7 protein-coding genes are annotated in these 20,471 nt (G+C 46.6%); 3 read left to right on the top strand and 4 right to left on the bottom strand.

Features of this window, described 5'->3' with window-relative positions:
* The 3 genes from flgB to GZH31_RS04410 all read right to left on the bottom strand — a co-directional run bounded on the left by flgB (position 1) and on the right by GZH31_RS04410 (position 2,329).
* Positions 1 to 411: a flagellar basal body rod protein FlgB gene (gene flgB / locus GZH31_RS04420; protein WP_036971676.1), complete on the bottom strand. Its 411-nt coding sequence runs from the start codon at positions 409 to 411 to the stop codon at positions 1 to 3.
* A 133-nt stretch (positions 412 to 544) separates the two neighbouring features.
* Positions 545 to 1,375, bottom strand: a complete 831-nt coding sequence (locus GZH31_RS04415; RefSeq protein ID WP_036970209.1) for a protein-glutamate O-methyltransferase CheR — start codon at positions 1,373 to 1,375, stop codon at positions 545 to 547.
* Between the two features lie 21 nt (positions 1,376 to 1,396).
* Positions 1,397 to 2,329 carry a chemotaxis protein gene (locus GZH31_RS04410; RefSeq protein WP_036970211.1) on the bottom strand — a complete coding sequence of 311 codons (933 nt, stop codon included), beginning with the start codon at positions 2,327 to 2,329 and terminating at the stop codon, positions 1,397 to 1,399.
* 142 nt (positions 2,330 to 2,471) lie between these two features.
* Between GZH31_RS04410 and flgA the strand changes: the two genes are divergently transcribed.
* From flgA to flgN, 3 genes are all read left to right on the top strand, one after another.
* Positions 2,472 to 3,176 carry a flagellar basal body P-ring formation chaperone FlgA gene (gene flgA / locus GZH31_RS04405; RefSeq protein WP_036970214.1) on the top strand — a complete coding sequence of 235 codons (705 nt, stop codon included), beginning with the start codon at positions 2,472 to 2,474 and terminating at the stop codon, positions 3,174 to 3,176.
* A gap of 79 nt (positions 3,177 to 3,255) precedes the next feature.
* Positions 3,256 to 3,576 carry a flagellar biosynthesis anti-sigma factor FlgM gene (flgM, locus tag GZH31_RS04400; protein ID WP_036970217.1) on the top strand — a complete coding sequence of 107 codons (321 nt, stop codon included), beginning with the start codon at positions 3,256 to 3,258 and terminating at the stop codon, positions 3,574 to 3,576.
* Complete coding sequence (gene flgN, locus GZH31_RS04395; RefSeq protein WP_075593852.1) at positions 3,569 to 4,000, top strand: flagellar protein FlgN; 432 nt, start codon at positions 3,569 to 3,571, stop codon at positions 3,998 to 4,000. The genes flgM and flgN overlap by 8 nt, the downstream gene beginning before the upstream one ends.
* Positions 4,001 to 4,248: 248 nt before the next feature.
* Here flgN and GZH31_RS04390 read toward each other — a convergent pair whose 3' ends face one another.
* Positions 4,249 to 20,226, bottom strand: a complete 15,978-nt coding sequence (locus GZH31_RS04390) for an Ig-like domain-containing protein (protein ID WP_180311421.1) — start codon at positions 20,224 to 20,226, stop codon at positions 4,249 to 4,251.
* Positions 20,227 to 20,471: the final 245 nt, after the last annotated feature.

Raw genomic sequence — 20,471 nt, 5'->3', positions numbered from 1 at the left:
TTAAGCTCCTTGACTACCGAGGGCTTTTTTAAGGCCTTTAATTTTACTACTCATAAATTGCAGGCTTGCCTGATACTCTAATGAGTTTTGTACATACAAGTTTCGTTCCACTTGTATATCAACAGAGTTACCATCACCTGTATCTGCTTGATTTGGCGTACGAAACATTTCTGAATTACCAACAAATCGACTGCCACCGGCAAGGTGTTTCTCATCCGTTCTTACCATGCTATTGCCGCCGTGCTGGTTGCTTTTTGCCGCTTTTAATGCGGATGCAAAATCGACATCTTTCGCTTTATAGCCCGGCGTATCAGCATTAGCGATATTTGTCGCTAATAACTCAGCGCGTTGTGAACGGATCAACATGGCATGAGGATGCACACCGAATGCTTTATCAAAACTGATAGCCATAACCATCTCCAAAAATTTGACTCTCCTTAGCTAATGCAAAAGGTAAGCCAAAAATTAAGCATGATTATTTTATAATTAAGGTGTTGATATATAATGAAATTAGCAACCTAAGAACTAGGTTGCTAAGGAAAGATTACTTTTTCTGGTAGATGATACCCGGATTACATCGCACCATATCAAAACTGTCACTAAGGCCAGCCATTGACTCTGAAGCGCCTAAAAACAGGTACCCTTTTGGATTAAGTGCTTGCGCAAATTGCGCGATAATTTTTGCTTTTACTTCGGGTGCAAAGTAGATCAATACATTACGGCAAAAAATAATATCAAATTTACCCATCAAGGCATACGAATCCAATAAGTTTAAATGCCTAAAACTGACCATTTTCTTTATTGGATCAACTACTTGAGCCATACCGTTACCACTGTCTTTAAAAAACTTTTGACGTCTTTCAACAGACAGGCCACGTGCCAAAGCCAGTGAGTCATATTCTGCGTTTTTGCACATATCAAGCATAGTATTAGAAATATCTGTGCCGATAATTTGTGCGCCCATTTTTAAAACGCCAGGTTGCTTAGATTGAAACTCAGCAACCGACATGGCAATAGAATACGGTTCTTGACCTGATGAACTTGCCGCTGACCAAATTTTAATTGGACGACGCAATTCTTTGAATTCAGGGAAAAGTTTAGTTTTAAGCAATTCAAATGGGTATTGATCACGAAACCACAAAGTTTCGTTTGTTGTCATTGCATCAACCACTGCGGCACGAAGCTGCCTCTCGTGAGGACTCAAGGTTTTACTTACCAACTGTGACAATGACTCAACATTAAAACGCGCCATCAATGGCGCCAAGCGACTTTTCACTAAATAAAGTTTGTTATCGCCTAGTACAATGCCACATTGTTGCTCTAAAAAAGAGCGGAACTGATCGTATTCGCTTTGTTGTAAGTGCTTATTTTCCAAAGTAATACCACCTATAAATAATTAATCACAATGAACCCACTTTTTAACGGCAGTCGCTAATTCGTCTGGGTTAAATTTTGCAATAAAATCATCGGCACCCACTTTTTCTATCATCGCTTGATTAAAAACACCACTGAGTGATGTATGCAAGATTACATGCAAAGGTGATAATTTTGGATCGGCCTTAATTTCTGCGGTTAAGGTGTAGCCATCCATTTCTGGCATTTCAACGTCTGAAATTAACAAGCCAACTCGCTCAGTAATATTATTTACACAATCAAGTTCTGCTATTTCACGTAAGCGTATTAAAGCTTCTTTACCATTTTTAGCGAGTTCAGTTTGTACACCGAGAGGTTCTAACGCACGTTTTACCTGATTACGCGCAACGGCCGAGTCATCAGCAATAAAAACGATTCGCTCCCCTAAATCTTTTTGGATTTCTCCCTCACCAATCACATCCGCACTTACTTCAGTGTTAACAGGGCAAATTTCGTTAAGGATCTTCTCGACGTCTAAGATTTCTACCAGTTCGTTTTCTATTTCAGTGACCGCGGTTAAATAAGAGTAACGCCCTGCACCTGAAGGTGGCGGCATAATTTTTTCCCAGTTCATATTAACGATGCGCTCTACGCCACCGACTAAGAACCCTTGCACTGAACGATTGTATTCCGCAATGATAATAAAACTATCTTTGATATTTTCAATGGCAGGACCGCCAACAGCCATTGATAAATCGATAACAGAAATGGTTTGACCACGAATGTGTGCAACACCACGAATATAAGCATTCGATTTTGGCATGTTTGTAAGCGGTGGACATTGTAGAACCTCTCTTACTTTAAACACGTTAATACCAAAGCGTTGTCGCCCTCTGAGTTTGAATAATAGTAATTCAAGGCGGTTTTGCCCAACCAACTGTGTACGCTGGTTTACTGAGTCTAAAATGCCTGCCATTTCAATCTCCTAAAGATAAACAACCAGAGCCGGAACAATAATTGCTTACTTTGTGTTAAAGCTACATAAGGTTACGAAGCGTCTGTTTTTTGACGCAAAATATTTATACCTTGTTTTCAACAATAAGCATAGTCGAAACAATATGAGTTTGTTAAAAAAAAGCCGAAGATACAGTGTTTTTTATTTTCTTTCTAGCTTGTTATTTGCCACGCATCTACAAGCTGAAGTGTATAATAACGAGCAACTTCAACAAATCGCTATTGATTTTGTCAGCGAGCAGATCCCCGATCTCGATACGGCACCGCAAGTAAGTGCATTACCACTTGATAGCCGTATTCCAGAAAGATTGTGTGAATCGCCATTAAATAAAACATTACCGACAGAACCTCCTTTTAATCGGCAGGTTACCGTACAACTTAAATGCGATGACATAAATAGTTGGACTCAATATGTGCATGTTCGCATTATTGAGCTGGAACCCGTTGTTGTCGTAACAACCAATTTAGCACGCGGTGAAGTAATTAGAGCAGAGCATTTGCGCTTAGAGATGAAACCTAAGCAGTTTGTAAGAACGCAATATGTTCAAGAAAAATCAATGCTTGTCGGCAGTCGTAGCAAGCGCAATATTCGCAGTGGTGTGCCTATTGTAATGAGCCATGTTTGCATGGTGTGTAAAGGCGACAATGTGACTATTTATGCTTCACTGCGTGGCTTGAGGATCAAAACAACAGGTATTGCGCTTGAAGATGGCACATTAGACGAATTAGTACGTGTAAAAAACAAAAAATCAGGTAAAGTATTAAATGCACGTGTGGATGGTGTTGAGTCTGTGCAAGTGAATATTTAATTTTTTATATTTATGCTAAAGTATCCGCTGTGCCCGCCGATATATAGGCATATGTTGGGTAATGTATAGGTCAAAAATTATGGTAAGCAATGTCAATAATGGTCAACAACAAACTTCTGTGTTGACGAATACCAAGCAAAAAAATCTTGATTTACAAAAAGATAACGCTAACGCGGCAGCGGCAAAATCGACAGCGCCAAAAGCAAGTGCAGATTCGGTAAGCTTAACGCCTCAGGCTAAACAACTTAAATCTTTACAAGATAAAGCTGAACAGTCGTCTGGCTTTGATAGCAATAAAGTGGCTGAGTTAAAAAAAGCAATCAGCGAAGGTAAATACCAAATTGATGCTGAAAAGTTAGCTAAAAATATCGCCGCATTTGAGTTTGATGTGTATGGCTGATCATAATCATTTAATCGCCAGCAAATTAACACAACAAGTCACTTGTTTAGAGTCTATTGCTGTGCTTTTGGATGATGAATTAACAGCCATTGCTGCAAAACGTGGTGAGGGGCTAAAAAGTATTGCCCAACAAAAAGTCTCTCTACTACAGCAAATTCAGTCAATAGATAAAGAAGTGCAAACGCTGGTTAGCAAAAATGACTCGCCAGATGATGAAGTAAACGAACTCATTTCTAAAGTAAACTCTCTTCTTGCAGCCTGTAAAAAGAAAAATGATGTGAATGCACATGCAGCTCATCAAGCCCAGCTTAGTGTTAAGCAGCTCAAAGATATCTTGATTGGCGCACCTTCATCGATGACCTACGATCAAGGTGGCAGTGTGATTCAAGGCGATAAAAAAATAGTGCATAACCTTAAAGCATAATGCCCGTTACTCGTTTCTAGTTACTCGTTTCTCGTTACCCGTTGCTCGTTACCCGTTGCTCGTTACCCGTTGCTCGTTACCCGTTACCCGTTGCTCGTTACCCGTTACCCGTTGCTCGTTACTCGTTTCTCGTTTCTCGTTTCTCGTTTCTCGTTTCTCGTTTCTCGTTTCTCGTTTTACAAACTACCCAATTCAAAAAGAAAGCGCGATAATTATCGCGCTTTTCTTATTTAAGCTTAACTATTTATCTAAATATCAATTGAGTTATTGCCTCCCTCAATGAGTTTTTTGATTAGCTCATCTGACTCACTTTGGATATTACTGGCAGGCTCTGACGTGACTTCTGAATTGCCTGTAAATGCTAAGCTCTGACTTTCACTGTTGCTATCAAGGGCAAGTAAATTACTTTGCTCACTATCACTTAAGACATCTTCGATAGTCACGTCAAGCGCAGCAATGCCACCACTTGAGGTTGGCTCTGGGCTTGCATCTAATAGAACAAGGCTGAGATCAATACTTTCTGCAGTTTGCTCGTCAGCCTCAATGCTGTCAGCTCCTAAGGCCATTTCTTCAGGCCCCGCACCACCAGTGCTTGCGGGCTCTCCATTAATTTCAATATCATTGCCGTTAATATCAACAACGCGCACATTACCAATTGAATCTGTAATGCTAAAGCGTGCATCTGCTAGGCCTAAACCCAATATATCAAGCAGGTTAATATCAACGATACCTATTGACCACTGTCCATTTTGTACAACCGAGCCGCCTTCACTTAATAAGGTGATCCCTAAAGCAAGGGCGTTATCTAATTGCACGATAGCCCCATCTTCTGCATCCGTTGTGCCGTCAAAGCCAGTAATGACAAGCCCTAAGTTTAGTAAAGAGTTAACATCTATATTTTCAAGTGTCGGCGGAATCGTATCAATTTCTAATCCTGAAATTGCACCTGTTGTTACGCCACTACTAACAATCGTTGCGGTTACCGTGTAAGTGCCATCCACTAACGCACTGTCTGGTGTTACACTCCAAGTGCCATCACTTAATGAGGTAACCGTTTTCGTTTGTTGCGTAGTGCCATTATCAAACACCACTTCTATTTCACTGTTTGGTGCAATTGATTTACCCGTAATGAGCGGGGTGTCATCGTTGGTTAGCTGTAACCCATCATCAATGGTTATAGTCAATCCAGCATCAATAATACCTGAGGCTGTTTGCTCTGTAGTGCGGTCTTCAGCATCTGTGACACTTGCCGTTACGGTGTAAGTGCCATCAACAAGTTCAGATAATACTTCCACTGACCAAGTGCCATTACTGTTCACTAAGGTCGTTAGCGTTTGTGAAGCACCATCGGCACCTTGCACAATCAGTGTCACAGTTTGCCCTGTTCCCACAGTACTTGTGCCGCTTATCACTGGCGTTGTGTCTGCTGAGATAGCGGGTACATCTAATGTCAATTCAGGGGCAGAATTGTCAAAAGTGTCTGTACTAATAGTCGTGGTATTACCGGCGGCATCTGTCGCTGTTGCCTCTACATAAGCTAAGTTCAATAATGACACCGACAAGTTCAATACTTGCCAATCACCATTGGCATCAACGGTTGCTGTATATGGCACACCAGCCACTCCACCGACGAGGTAGTTTGTTATCGTAATAACACTGCCTTCAGGTAAGTCAGATGTACCAGATAAAGAGACCAACAGACCTAATAGGAACGATGGCACAATGGTGAGCTCTGGGGCTACGGTATCAACTTCGCCACCTGTTTTACTGTCTGTTCCGGTATTACCCGCAGTATCCGTGATACTTGCAGTAACAGAATAAACTCCATCGGCCAACACTTGATCTGCTGCTGCTTGCCAGTCACCGTTCGCATCGGTGGTCGTTGTAACACTGTGCTGTGCTCCACCGGCTGCGATAAAGGTGACTGTAATAGTGCTATTGGCCGCATCAGACGTACCACTAATAAGAGGGGTTGAGTCGTTCGTTAAAGTTAAACTACTTTGATCAATGCTAACGACAGGTGCTGTGGTATCAACCGCAGATGTCGTTGAAGCGCTGCCATTGTTTCCTGCGGTATCTGTCACGACTGCGGTTACTGTATACGCTCCCTCAGCGAGTGCTTGAGTCGCTTCAACTTGCCAATTTAAACTTGCATCTAGTGTCGTTTCGACACTGTGACTTACGCCGGCAGAGTCTACAAACGTAACGACTACTCGATTGCCTGCCACTGCGCCAGTTGCACTGCCCATTATCACTGGCGTTAAATCGGTTGAAACAGCCACAGTGTCAATGACCACATTCGCAGGTGTAATATCAATCACACCCGATGCAGAGGCTGAGCTGGTGTTACCAGCAGTGTCAGAAACGCTTGCTGAAATCGTGTAGGCACCTTCAGCTAATGCTGTACCTAATGCAACAGACCAAGCACCTGATGTGCCAACAACCGCAGATGCTGTCACAATATCGCCCGCACTGTCGGTGACACTTATCGTCACCACGCTACCCTGTGGTGCATCACTTGTACCACTGATTGTTGGTGTGGTGTCATTCGTGATTGCTGGAGAGTCAACTGTTAACGCTGGCGGAGTGAGATCGATGCCACCTTGACGACTTGCCGTACCAGTGAGTCCATCTTCAGATACACTTGCTGTAACAGTATAGTTTCCTTCGCTGAGTGGCGTTGTTAAGTCTACAGTCCATGTACCGCTGCTAATAGTGGCGATAGCTGTTTGGCTATTACCAAGTGCATCGACAACAGTAATGGTCACTTGAATACCGTCAGCTGCATCACTTGTTCCCGAAATGGTCGGTGTGGTGTCGTTAGTGACTGCAAGAGCATCAATCGAAATTGTAGGTGCATTGGTATCTAGCGTTGCCGTGTCTGTTACCGTTGCCGTGTTGTTTGCAGCATCGGTAATTGTCGCTGTAATAGTCAGTAAGCCATCAGCCAATGCTGTTGGAACATCTGCTGACCATGACCCATCAGCCTGAACAGTTGCAGTAAAGCTGTATGTATTCCCATCATTTACCACACTAATATTTACGGTGCTGCCTGCAGGCTCATTGGTGCTACCACTAATTGTTGGTGTTGAATCATTAATAGTCCCTAAACCATCAAGAACCAACTCAGGTGTAAGAGTATCAATTGACCCCGTTTCGGTGTCAGTACCAACATTACCTGCAACATCTGTGATAGTCGCTGTGACACTATAATTGCCATCTGGCATAGTACTCGGTGTTACTTGCCATGACCCATCACTTTGGACGGTTGCCGATAATGTTTGTATATCGTTGTTGCTATCTGTCACCGTAACAGAAACCTGAGTACCTGTGGCTTCTGTCGATGTGCCCGAAATAACAGGCGTACTTGAGTTACCAAGTCCCAGTGTATCTATCGCCACAACGGGGGCGACGGTATCAACCGTTATAGATGCCGTTGCAGTTTGCGTATTATTAGCATCATCCGTTATGGTCGCCGTAATAGTGTAACTGCCATCGGTAATATCAACCGGTACTATAAACTGCCAAGTACCATCTGATGCTACTGTGGTGGTAATGGTTTGTCCTGCAACCTCAACGATAACTAAGCCGCCTATTTCGTTACTACTACCTGAAATAGTTGGACGCGCGTCAGAGGTGCCATCAACCGCGTTAACAACTAAGGTTGGCGCAATGCTGTCTAACACACCCGATGTTTGCTCTGTAGTTAAATTACCGACCTGATCCCTTACCGATGCCGTTACTGTAAAGGTCCCTTCAGCTAGCGCTGTGGGCACATCGACAGACCAAGTTTGGTTACTTTGCACAGTTGCAGTAAAGGTTTGTGAATCACCATTGGCATCTTGAACGGTGATGTTGATCACCGTGCCTTCTCCCATATCCGTTGTGCCCGAAATGGTTGGGGTTGTATCATTTGTTAATGCATCAACAGTAACCGTCAGCTCAGGCGCCACATTATCAAATTCTAATGTGCTCACAGTAGCAGTGTTACCCGCCGCATCTGTGCCACTTGCCGTAACATAAGCCAGGCTAATAAGTGGGACAGTAATGTTGGCAAGCGTCCAATTACCATTTGCATCAGTCGTGGCGGTATAATTCGCACCTATTAAGCCCCCTACTAAATGTTCAGTAATTGTGATCACACTGCCTTCTGGCAAATCTGATGTGCCCGATAAGCCAACTAAATTTCCTAATAAGAATGAAGGAATAATACGGATATCTGGTGCAATTGTATCAACTACACCACTGTCTGTGGCGCTGCTGTTATTACCGGCTGAATCGCTGATACTCGCTGTCACACTGTAGTTACCATCGGCCAATGCTTGCGCTGCATCGACACTCCAATTACCTGACGCATCGGTGGTCACTGTCACTGTGTGGCTGGTGCCATTGGCATCGGTAAAGGTCACATCTAAATTAGTATTGGCTAAGTCTGATGAACCTGTCACCGTTGGCGTGTTGTCATTGGTCAGCGCTGGCGCATCAATGGTGATGGTTGGCGCGGTCACATCAATTGTGCCGGTTTCAGTGTCGGTGCCCGTATTACCGGCGGCATCACTCAGTGTCGCAACAACGGTGTAGTTTCCTTCCGCCAGTGCTGAGCTCAGCTCAACTGACCAACTGCCATCAGCCTGCACAATGGCTGTGGCGCTTTGTGTCGCCCCGTCACTGTCAGTCACGGTTAACAAGACTTGAGAGCCTGCTGCCGCACCACTGCTTTGGCCACTAATAACAGGGGTTACATCGTTGCTGTCGGCAATCGCATCAATACTAACAACAGGCGCGGTGATATCCACTTCACCGGTGGCACTTGCTGATGCTGGGTTACCAGCTTGATCGCTGACTGTCGCGGTAACGGTGTATTCGCCTTCCGCTATAATCGTGCTGGCTGCCACTGACCAACTACCATCACTTTGCATGGTGGTGGTCACGGTGTGACTGTTGTTGTTTGCATCGGTGATCACCACGGTGACTGTGCTGCCTTGTGGCGCACTGGCTGTGCCGCTAATCGTCGGGGTGGTGTCGTTTGTAATACCCAGTTCGTTAATGTCAATCGCTGGCATGGTGGTATCAATAATACCGGTGCGTGTGGCGGTGCCAGTGTTACCATTTTCGAGCACTGAGGCGGTCACGGTAAACTCACCTTCTGGTAATGCGGTCATCGCTGTGACACTCCACGTACCCCCACTGACGGTGGTGGTAATTGTTTCGACAGGGTTTATCCCATCATCAATCACAACCGTCACCACACTGCCATTCTCTGCATCACTGGTGCCGTTGATGGTCGGTGTGGTGTCATTTGTTTCACCAATCACATTAATCGTGATACTCGGAGCAGTGGTGTCAAGCAGTGCACTGTCGCTTGCGGTGGTGGCGTTGCCTGCCGCATCGGTAATGCTGGCATCAATCGTGAAGGTGCCATTATCCAGTGGGCTAGGGACATCGGCGCTCCAAGTGCCATCCGCTAATACTGTCGCGGTGAAGGTGTAGGTGTTGGTGCCATCAGAGACACTTAAGTTCACCACACTGCCCGCAGGCTCGTTAGACGTACCGCTAATGGTTGGGGTGGTATCATTCACTGTTCCCAAGCTATCAATTGCTAAGCTAGGCGGTAAGGTATCAATGCTGCCGGTGCCTGTGTCTGTGCCAACATTGCCCGCAGCATCGGTGATGGTTGCCGTCACAGTGTATGCACCATCTGGCAAGCTGCTTGATGTGGCTTGCCATGACCCATCAGCTAAGACTGTCGCGGTCAAGCTGTGTGAATCACCATTGCTATCAACAATGCTGAGGTTCACGACCGTGCCAGCAGGCTCGGTTGAGGTACCGCTTAAGGTGGGTGTACTGTCATTACCTAGGCCATTATCATTCACAGTAACAACAGGGTTGGTGGTATCGATATTGCCTGTGGCGGTAACGTTGCTGGTGTTGCCTGCATCATCACTGATGGTCACGGCAACCGTGTAGCTGCCTTCGGCTAGGGCTGTCGGTACTTCAACGCTCCAATCACCACTGCTATTTACGGTGGCGGTGAGTGTTTGCTCTGCCCCATTGCTGTCGGTGACTGTCACAGTGACGGTGCCGCCCACTTCATTACTACGACCACTGAGTACCGGCGTGACATCACTGCCCTCACCCACACCGGTTAAGGTTAGTGTTGGCGCAAGGGTGTCGATAACACCGGTCACGGTTTCTTCGCTTAAGTTACCAACCCCATCGCGGACACTGGCTTCAACGCTAAACTGACCATCGGCTAAGGCGGTGGTTGGGCTCACACTCCAATTACCATTAGCATCAACAATGGCGGTCAGTGTTTCTGTTGCACCGTTGGCATCGGTGACAACCACGCTGACTTGTGCCCCTTCACCGGCATCGGTGGTCCCGCTAATAAGTGGGGTGTTGTCGTTTGTCAGTGCATCCACGCTCACGGTTAAGGTCGGCGGTGTACCATCAAAATCGGTTGAGGTAATCGTGCGTACATTGCCGGCTTCATCAGACGCACTTGCGGTGATAGACGCTAAACTGGCCAGTGGTACAGTTAACCCAGTCAATGACCAATTACCATTGGCATCGGTTGTCGCAGTGTATGTCACTACGCCACCGCCAACCAAGTTTTGGGTAATAGTGACCGTACTACCAGCCGGTAAATCAGAGGTACCGCTTAAAGTAACCAATTGACCTAGTAAGAAGGTTGGCACAAAGGCAAGCTCTGGTGGAATTGTATCAACCACGCCGCTGTCTGTGACGCTGCTGTTATTACCCGCTGAATCGCTGATACTCGCTGTCACACTGTAGTTACCATCGGCCAATGCTTGCGTCGCATCGACACTCCAATTACCTGAGGCATCGGTGGTCACTGTCACTGTGTGGCTGGTGCCATTGGCATCGGTAAAGGTCACATCTAAATTAGTATTGGCTAAATCGGATGAGCCAGTGACTGTGGGCGTGTTGTCATTAGTCAGCGCTGGCGCATCAATGGTGATGGTTGGCGCGGTCACATCAATTGTGCCAGTTTCGGTGTCGGTGCCTGTATTACCTGCGGCATCCACAATGGTTGCAACAACGGTGTAATCACCTTCGGCGAGTGCCGTTGCTGCTTCAACTGACCAACTACCATCGGCTTGTACAGTTGTTGTTACTGTTTGAACATTACCCGCACTGTCGGTGATGGTTAACGTAACAAGCGTCCCCGCAGGCACGCCTGTACTTTGGCCACTAATTGCAGGTGTTACATCGTTGCTGTCGGCAATCGCATCAATACTGACAACAGGTGCGGTGATATCTACATTACCTGTCGCATTGTCTGTGCCTGTGTTACCAGCAGCGTCTGTAACAGAAGCTGTGACTGTAAATGTACCTTCGGCTAATATAGTCGAAGCGGCAACAGACCAACTACCATTGGCTAATACTGTCGCGACAACTGTTTGTGTATTTCCAAGAGAGTCAGTAATAGTCAAGGTGACTAAACTGCCTGCACTTGCGTCTGTCGTACCGCTAATCGTTGGAGTGGTATCATTGGTGTCGTTAATATCATTTATGGTGATACTAGGCGCAGTAAGATCGACTGTTCCTGTGCGTGTTGCCGTGCCATCAATAGTATTAACCGTCACCGTTGCGGTAACTGTAAAACTTCCTTCTGGTAACGCATTGTTTGCTGTCACAAACCAAACCCCGCCAGTGACCGTTGTGGTTAATGTTTCTACCGGATTGACACCATCATCAATCACAACTGTCACCGTGCTGCCATCAGCGGCATCAGTTGTGCCCGTAATCGTAGGAGTTGGATCGTTAGTTTCACCAATAACATCTATCGCAATGCTTGGCGCAGAGGTATCGAGTGTAAAGCTTTCAGAGGCTGTTGCGGTATTACCCGCAGCATCTTCAACCGTTGCCACAACCGTGTAATCATCGTTTGTTAGTGACGATGAAGTAACAGACCAGTCGCCATTTCCATCAACCACCGCTGATAAGTTCAGCGTATTTCCGCTTGAATCAGTTACAACTAAAGAAATAACTGTGCCAGCCGGTTCTGACGAAGTCCCACTGATTGTTGGCGTATCTGTATTGACCGTCCCTAGATTATTAATGGTTAATAATGGTGGCGTTGTATCAATACGACCCGTGCCTGAGTCTGTGCCAACATTGCCTGCTGCATCGGTGATCGTTGCAGTAATAGTATAATCGCCGTCAGGTAATACAGAGGCATCTGTTTGCCACGACCCATTGGCAGCTACAGTCGCGGTAAAGTTATGTGTATCCCCATTACTGTCAATAACAATAATACTGACCAGTGTTCCCGCAGGCTCGGTTGAGGTACCACTTAAGGTTGGTGTATCGTCATTACCTAGGCCATTATCATTCACAGTAACAACCGGGTTGGTGGTATCAATATTACCTGTTGCAGTCACGCTGCTGGTGTTACCTGCATCATCACTTACTGTCACCGTGACGGTATAATCCCCCTCAGCAAGACCATTAGGAACTTCTCTACTCCAGGTTCCGTTGCTGCCAACAATGGCAGTAAAAGTTTGTACTGTGCCGTTGCTATCCGTGACAGAAATAGTAACCGTCGCACCAATTTCATTACTGGTACCACTTAACACCGGAGTGACATCACTGCCCTCACCCACACCAGTTAAGGTCAGTGTTGGCGCAAGGGTGTCGATAACACCGGTCACGGTTTCTTCGCTTAAGTTACCAACCCCATCGCGGACACTGGCTTCAACGCTAAACTGACCATCGGCTAAGGCGGTGGTTGGGCTCACACTCCAATTACCATTAGCATCAACAATGGCGGTCAGTGTTTCTGTTGCACCATTGGCATCGGTCACAACCACGCTGACTTGTGCCCCTTCACCGGCATCGGTGGTCCCGCTAATAAGTGGGGTGTTGTCGTTTGTCAGTGCATCCACGCTCACGGTTAAAGTCGGCGGTGTACCATCAAAATCGGTTGAGGTAATCGTGCGTACATTGCCGGCTTCATCAGACGCACTTGCGGTGATAGACGCTAAACTGAGCAGTGGTACAGTTAAGCCGGTCAATGACCAATCACCATTGGCATCAGTTGTCGCAGTGTATGTCACTACGCCACCGCCAACCAAGTTTTGGGTAATAGTGACCGTGCTACCAGCCGGTAAATCAGAGGTACCACTTAAAGTAACCAATTGACCCAGTAAGAAGGTTGGCACAAAGGCAAGCTCTGGTGGAATTGTATCAACTACACCACTGTCTGTGGCGCTGCTGTTATTACCCGCTGAATCGCTAATACTCGCTGTCACACTGTAGTTGCCATCGGCCAATGCTTGCGCTGCATCGACACTCCAATTACCTGACGCATCGGTGGTCACTGTCACTGTGTGGCTGGTGCCATTGGCATCAGTAAAGGTCACATCAAGATTCGTATTGGCTAAATCGGATGAGCCAGTGACTGTGGGCGTGTTGTCATTAGTCAGCGCTGGCGCATCAATGGTGATGGTTGGCGCGGTCACATCAATTGTGCCGGTTTCGGTGTCGGAGCCTGTATTACCTGCGGCATCCACAATGGTTGCAACAACGGTGTAATCACCTTCGGCGAGTGCCGTTGCTGCTTCAGCTGACCAACTACCATCGGCTTGTACAGTTGTTGTTACTGTTTGAACATTACCCGCACTGTCGGTGATGGTTAACGTAACAAGCGTCCCCGCAGGCACGCCTGTACTTTGGCCACTAATTGCTGGTGTTACATCGTTGCTGTCGGCAATCGCATCAATACTGACAACTGGCGCGGTGATATCTACTTCGCCTGAGGCCGTGTCGTTTCCTGTGTTACCAGCAGCATCTGACACCTCAGCGTCAATGGTATAACTGCCTTGCGCTAATGCTTGAGATACAGCAACTGACCAACTACCGTCGGCTCCCGTTGTTGCCACCAGCGTTTGCACATTGCCCGCACTGTCTGTAATTGTCAGCCTAACTTCGGTGCCGGTTGGCACACCTGAGGTTTGTCCGCTAATGACGGGGGTTGTGTCATTTGTCACAGCTTGTGGGTCGATGACCACTGTCGGTGCTGTGATATCAATAAGACCTGTTTCGGTGTCTGTACCTTGATTTCCGGCTGCGTCTTGCACTGTTGCAACAACGGTGTATTCACCTTCAGCTACCGCATCTAACGCCTCTACAGACCAACTACCATCGTTGTTAACGGTTGCAAAGAGTGATTGCTGTACGCCTTGGCTGTCTGTGATCACTATACTGACAACAGTGCCCGCAGGAACTCCTTCTGCCATACCACTGATCACAGGTGTTACATCTGAACTTGGTGCAAGTGCATCCACCGTGATAGTAGGTGCGGTAGTATCCACAACACCAGTCGCGGTATCAGTGGCTGTATTACCTGCCGCGTCACTTACTGTTGCTTCAACGGTGAATGCGCCTTCGGCAATAATCACATCAGCCTCAACTGACCATGAACCATCTGCTAAGGTAGTCGTAATCAGGGTTTGCGTATTACCGTTACTATCTGTCACCAAGAGGGTAATTTGTGAGCCTGCGGGTACGCCCGTTGTTTGACCAGACAACACGGGCGTTACATCATTTGTGTCGGCAATATTATCAATGCTGATTGTTGGGGCTGTTAAATCAATAATGCCTGTTTCGGTGTCTGTTGCTTGATTACCTGCACTGTCGGCAACCACCGCGGTTACTGTATATTGACCCTCGGCTAAGTCTGTACTTGCCGCCACAGACCACGAACCATCTTGTGCCACCGTCGCTGAAACAACCTGCGAATCCCCATTACTGTCTGTAATGGTCACGGTTACAATACTACCCGACACTAAACCCGATGTTTGGCCTGAAATTAATGGCGTAACATCACTGGTATCTGCAAGTGCATCAATAGTGACTGTCGGAGGGGTTATATCAATTAAACCCTGTGCACTGGCATCGCTGGTTAAGCCATCCACAGTGACCGACGCCGACACAGTGAAACTCCCCTCACTAAGTGCTTGTGTTGGTTCTACACTCCATACGCCATTTTGCACTGTCGCAGTAACAGACTGGCTATTGTTATCACTGTCTTCAATGATGACTGTTATTAGCGTGCCATCAGGGGCATCAGACGTACCGCTAATTGTCGGTGTTGTATCATTGGTATCATTAATGGCATCAATCGCAATACTCGGTGCAGAGCTATTAAGAATAAAGGCGCTGTTAGCTTGCGCTGAATTACCCGCCGCATCGGTCACAGTAGCAGTAACACTAATATTACCATCTTCTAACTGAGCAGGTACATCGCCTGACCAGCTGCCATCGGCATTCACAATTGCTGTAAATTCATAACTTGCGACACCATCAGTGACCACCACAGTTACGATGCTGCCCGCAGGTTCATTTGTTTGACCACTGATCGTTGGCGTGGTGTCATTCACTGTGCCCAGATTATCAATCGAAATGGTCGGCGCAGTGATATCAATCACCCCAGTATCCGTTACTTGAGTTTGATTACCTGACTCATCCGCGACACTGGCTGTGACTGTAAATGCGCCCTCAGCCAAAGGCGTATCAGGGCTGATAGACCACGTACCATCAGCAGCTACAACAGCCGAAAGAGTTTGCGTCGTTCCATTGCTATCTGTAACAACAACCGACACAACCGTGCCAGCAACTGCATCTGTAGTACCCGAAATAAGTGGGGTTGTATCATTTGTAAGCGGATCGAAATCAAGCGTTAATAGCGGACCCACACCATCAAAGTTACCAATTTCGGTATCTGTGCCTGTATTACCCGCATTATCAGTGATACTGGCCGTCACTGTAAATTGCCCTTGCGCGACTGCACTGGTTACAGGCACAGACCAATTTCCATTGGCATCTACTGTGGTGGTATACACTTGGCTATTATTTTGCGAATCAACCACTGTCACAGTCACTGTACTGCCATTCACGGCACCTTGTGATGTACCCGAAATCACTGGTGTGCTGTCGTTTATTGAGCCTATCGTATCAATTGTCACGCTAGGAGCCGTAATATCAATCACCCCTGTAATTGAGTCGCTTGCTGTATTACCAAATTGATCTGTCAGCGTTGCATCAACGGTAAACTCACCCTCAGCTAACGCTTGCGATACTGTAATGGTCCAATTACCATTTGCATCAACCTGTGTGGTAAAGGTTTGAGCCACGCCAGATTCAGGCGTAATCACCACGGTGATTTGATCTCCCGCTGTCGCGTTTAATGTAGACCCTGAAATAGTGGGGGTTATATCATTTGTCTCACCGACAGCGTCTATTAAAATAGTCAGTGAAGAACTATCGATTTGACCTGTTTCAGTGTCAGAGGCTTGGTTGCCTGCATCATCTGCCACCAAGGCTGTTACGGTATACTCACCTTCAGCAAGGCTTGTAGGCACATCTGCACTAAAGCCACCATTACTGTTGGTTACCGCTGTAAATGTTTGACTATTACCGTTGGAGTCAGTGACCACGAGCGTGACTGTTGTTCCAGCATTAACACCTTGTACCGTACCTGTAATGGTCGGGGTGTTGTCGGCACTGCTCCCTAAGGGGTCAAGATCAATAATTGGCGCGGTTAAATCGATATTACCCGTTGCGGTATCAAGCGCTTGATTGCCAGCTTCGTCTGCCACCGAAGCAGTTACCGTGTATTCACCCTCTGCTAGGCCGTTTGGTACATCCGCACTAAAGCCACCTGCGCTGTTGGTTAAGGCCGTGAACGTTTGGCTATTGCCATTAGAGTCAGTGACCACAAGCGTGACGGTTGTACCCGCATTAACGCCTTGCACCGTCCCCGTGATAGTCGGGGTGTTGTCTGCACTGCTTCCAAGGAAGTCAAGAGCAATAATAGGAGCCGTTAAATCAATAACGCCTGTTGCTGTATCAATTGCTTGATTACCAGCAGGGTCACTCACCGTGGCGGTGATTGTAAACTCACCTTCTGCTAAGACCTGATTTGCACCGACTTGCCACGTGTTGTCAGCATTTACAACCGCAGTTAAGACCTGTTGATTGCCATTGCTATCAACAAGCGTAATAGTGACTAAAGTGCCGGGCTCAACGCCCGAAACAACACCCGATATAACGGGTGTAACATCATTTGAATCCGTAAATTCGTTTATCGCAATGCTCGGAGCGGTTAAATCAATAACACCTGTTTCAGTATCTTCAGCACTATTACCCGCTTTGTCCTGTGTTTGTGCAACAACCGTAAATTCACCTTCCGCTAATTCATCAGTGACTGTAACTGACCAGCTACCATCGGCATTAGTAATTGTTGTGAATGTTTGTGCACTGCCTGCACTGTCTGTCACACTTACCGTGACTGTCGTTGCTGCATCAAGTCCTTGCGTCGTGCCTGATATTGTCGGGGTTGTGTCGTTACTATCAGCCATTGTATCAATGTTGATAATAGGCGCGGTCAAATCGATAGTACCTGTTGCAGTGGCGGTGCTGGTATTCCCAGCTTCATCACTGACACTTGCTGTGACAGTGTAATCGCCTTCGGCTAATTCGCTGGCAACATCGACCTGCCAGTTACCTTGCGCATCGGTTGTAGCTGTTAGTGTTTGCGTTACTCCATTGCTGTCTGTCACAAGCAATGAAACGGTAGTACCTGCGGGTACATCAAGTACTGACCCTGAAATTGTTGGCGTTGTGTCATTGGTATCATTAAGGGGATCAATGAAAATAGTTGGATCGGTTAAGTCAATTTCACCAATTTCACTGGCTGTGGCCGTGTTACCCACCTCATCCGTAACGGTTGCCGTGACGGTAAATTGGCCTTCGACCAGAGGAATGGTGGCCTCTACAGACCAATCACCATTTGCATCGGTAATAACCTGTATTGTTTCTGTCGCGCCATCACTGCCTATAAAGGTCACGGTAACCACTGCGCCCGGGGCAACATCTTGGGTCGAACCCGATACGCTGGGGGTTGTGTCATTGGTATCAATAATAAAGTTAATACTGACTGTTAGGTCAACATTACCGATTGCAGTAGCTTGCGCTTCGTTACCTTGTGGGTCTAGCACGGTTGCTACAACCGTAAAATCCCCCTCAGGAAGAGGTTGAGTCATTTGAATAGACCAACTTCCGTCAGCTTGTGTAATTGCTAATAAATTAAATACGCTACCATCACTTGCTGTAACAGACAGCATGATAGTTGTGCCCGGCGCAACTCCCTCAGTTTGACCACTTAGTAATGGCGTGGTGTCGTTGCTATCTGCAATAGAATCGATCGTGATTGAAATAGGCGAAAACGCCACTGTCCCAGAAGTATTAGCCGTCGCAGAATTTCCCGCCGGATCTGATACTGTTGCAATCGCAGTAAAACCGCCTTCAGGTAATGCTGTGCTCGCCTCCACACTATAGCTGCCATCAGCTAACACAAACGCTGTAAGCGATTGTGATTGGCCATCACTACCCACAACTTGAATAGTCACTTGTGTGCCTTCTGGCACACCCTCAACACGACCAACAAACACAGGCGTGGTGTCATTCGTATTGGCAATGGCAGTTAAGGTGATGTCTGGTGCCGTTAAGTCAATCACCCCTGTTGCGCTATCCTGTGCTTGGTTTCCTGCCAAGTCGCTGACAGTTGCAGTCACCTCAAACGGCCCTTCAGCCAGTTCACTTGGAACATCGAGAATCCAATTACCATTAGCATCGGTGAGGGCGGTTAAAGTCTGTACTTGGCCATTTATATCGGTTACCACAACCGTCACAACGCTACCTTCAACCACACCGACTACATTACCGGTTATGGTTGGCGTGGTGTCTTGCGTATCATCAATTGGGGTAATATTTATTATCGGGGCGGTTACATCAATAATACCAGTGGTGCTTGCTTGTGCTTCGTTACCCGCTGCGTCTAAAACAGTGGCTGTCACAGTAAACTCGCCTTCAACCAACGCAACTGGCACATCAATTGCCCAGCTACCGTCGTCAGCAACAATCGCTATCACGGTTTGAATAGCGCCATCGGCTGCAGTAATCACCACCGTGATCTCACTGCCAACAGTCACCCCACTCACATTGCCTGAAATCGTGGGGGTTGTGTCATTAGTTTCACCAATTGGGTCTATGTTTATCACCGGTGCCGTTAAATCAACGAGTCCATTTTCTGTATCGGTGCCTTCGTTACCTGCCGCATCTACAGCCGAAGCCAATACGGTATATAAACCTTCAGCAAGCGCTTCAGTGGTAATACTCCAATTACCTTGCTCATCAACTTGGGTGACAAATGTTTGTACTTGGCCTGCGCTGTCTGTCACCGTAATTGTGACATCATCACCTGCGCTAATGCCTGATACAGAGCCATTAATCACCATCGTTTGTGACGCAGAGTCGGGCAATTCATTAATGGTAACAACAGGCGCGATGGTATCGATATTCGCACCAATCGTGTCACTAACAGGGTCGCCATTTGGGTCAATAGCAACCACTTCAATCACAATAGGGCCGTCAGGCAGTGGATCCAAAGGTGGAGTCGTAAAGGTACCATCGGGTTGAACAACAACCGTAACCACTTGGTTATTACCATTCACATCGGTGACAGTCACAGTGACTGTTTCACCAACAAGATTTTCAGTGGTTCCTGTGATCACAGGTTGAGAGTTATTTATAACACCTGGGTCATCAATACTAACCGTTGCCGTTAAGGTGTCTGTTGGGACAACACCATCGGTTGTATCACGCGGCGAAAAAATACCACTGCTATCGCTATTAAAACTATCATCAAATGCGAGACTTGAAGGGTCAATGCCCTCTGCAATACGTGCTAATTCTACAAATGAAGTACCGCCACCTGAGGTCGCTCCCCCTGTACCACCAGCGGCAGTGGCTTCTAAACTATCGAGAATATCGCCACCGCCTTCAAGCGCATCTAAAAAGTCGCTTATGTCACCACCTTGCTGCGGGTCTGGGGCTGCTTGATTTGGTTGATTCAAGCTTGCAATGGCGTCGTCAATACTGTCATCAAACACCGTATTTTCAGAGCTATCTTTGACCTCTTTTGCGAGTAGGTCCGGCGTAATGGTGACCTTTTTATTAGCAGGAATAGATAAAGACTCACCTTGCACGTCAATTAACAATGTTGACTTATCCGCGGTGATAACGGTATCACCCACAGTGATAACATCACCCACACTCAGTGCTTTAATTGACCCATCGGCTTGAATAATACCGGCAGAGCCTTGTACATCAATAACTAATAATTGGTTCGCATCCATTTGCTATTCCTCAACATATTTAAATTGCACGCGTATAACGTAAATCTAGTAGAGAAACAGCACTTAGTTACTGGACTATGGTACAGGTTTTACACAAAGCTAATACTATAGGACTAAAGTACAGGTACACGTAAAATAGGATCAAACATCCGAAAAATAATACAAAAGAAGTATTTGCAGTATCTAAATTTGTTGACTAAAACTAACTTAGCGTGAATTAAATTTAGTCGATAAAAGAGGATGAT

This window comes from Pseudoalteromonas sp. JSTW (genome assembly GCF_013423925.1).
Classification (GTDB): Bacteria; Pseudomonadota; Gammaproteobacteria; order Enterobacterales; family Alteromonadaceae; genus Pseudoalteromonas; species Pseudoalteromonas lipolytica.
This window is presented reverse-complemented; position numbering and strand designations above follow the sequence as displayed.

Excerpts from the sequence above, each read along its gene's own strand:
- flgB (WP_036971676.1), bottom strand. The coding sequence starts at position 411 with ATGGCTATCAGTTTTGATAAAGCATTCGGTGTGCATCCTCATGCCATG.
- GZH31_RS04410 (WP_036970211.1), bottom strand. The coding sequence starts at position 2,329 with ATGGCAGGCATTTTAGACTCAGTAAACCAGCGTACACAGTTGGTTGGG.
- flgA (WP_036970214.1), top strand. The coding sequence starts at position 2,472 with ATGAGTTTGTTAAAAAAAAGCCGAAGATACAGTGTTTTTTATTTTCTT.
- flgM (WP_036970217.1), top strand. The coding sequence starts at position 3,256 with ATGGTAAGCAATGTCAATAATGGTCAACAACAAACTTCTGTGTTGACG.
- flgN (WP_075593852.1), top strand. The coding sequence starts at position 3,569 with ATGGCTGATCATAATCATTTAATCGCCAGCAAATTAACACAACAAGTC.
- GZH31_RS04390 (WP_180311421.1), bottom strand. The coding sequence starts at position 20,226 with ATGGATGCGAACCAATTATTAGTTATTGATGTACAAGGCTCTGCCGGT.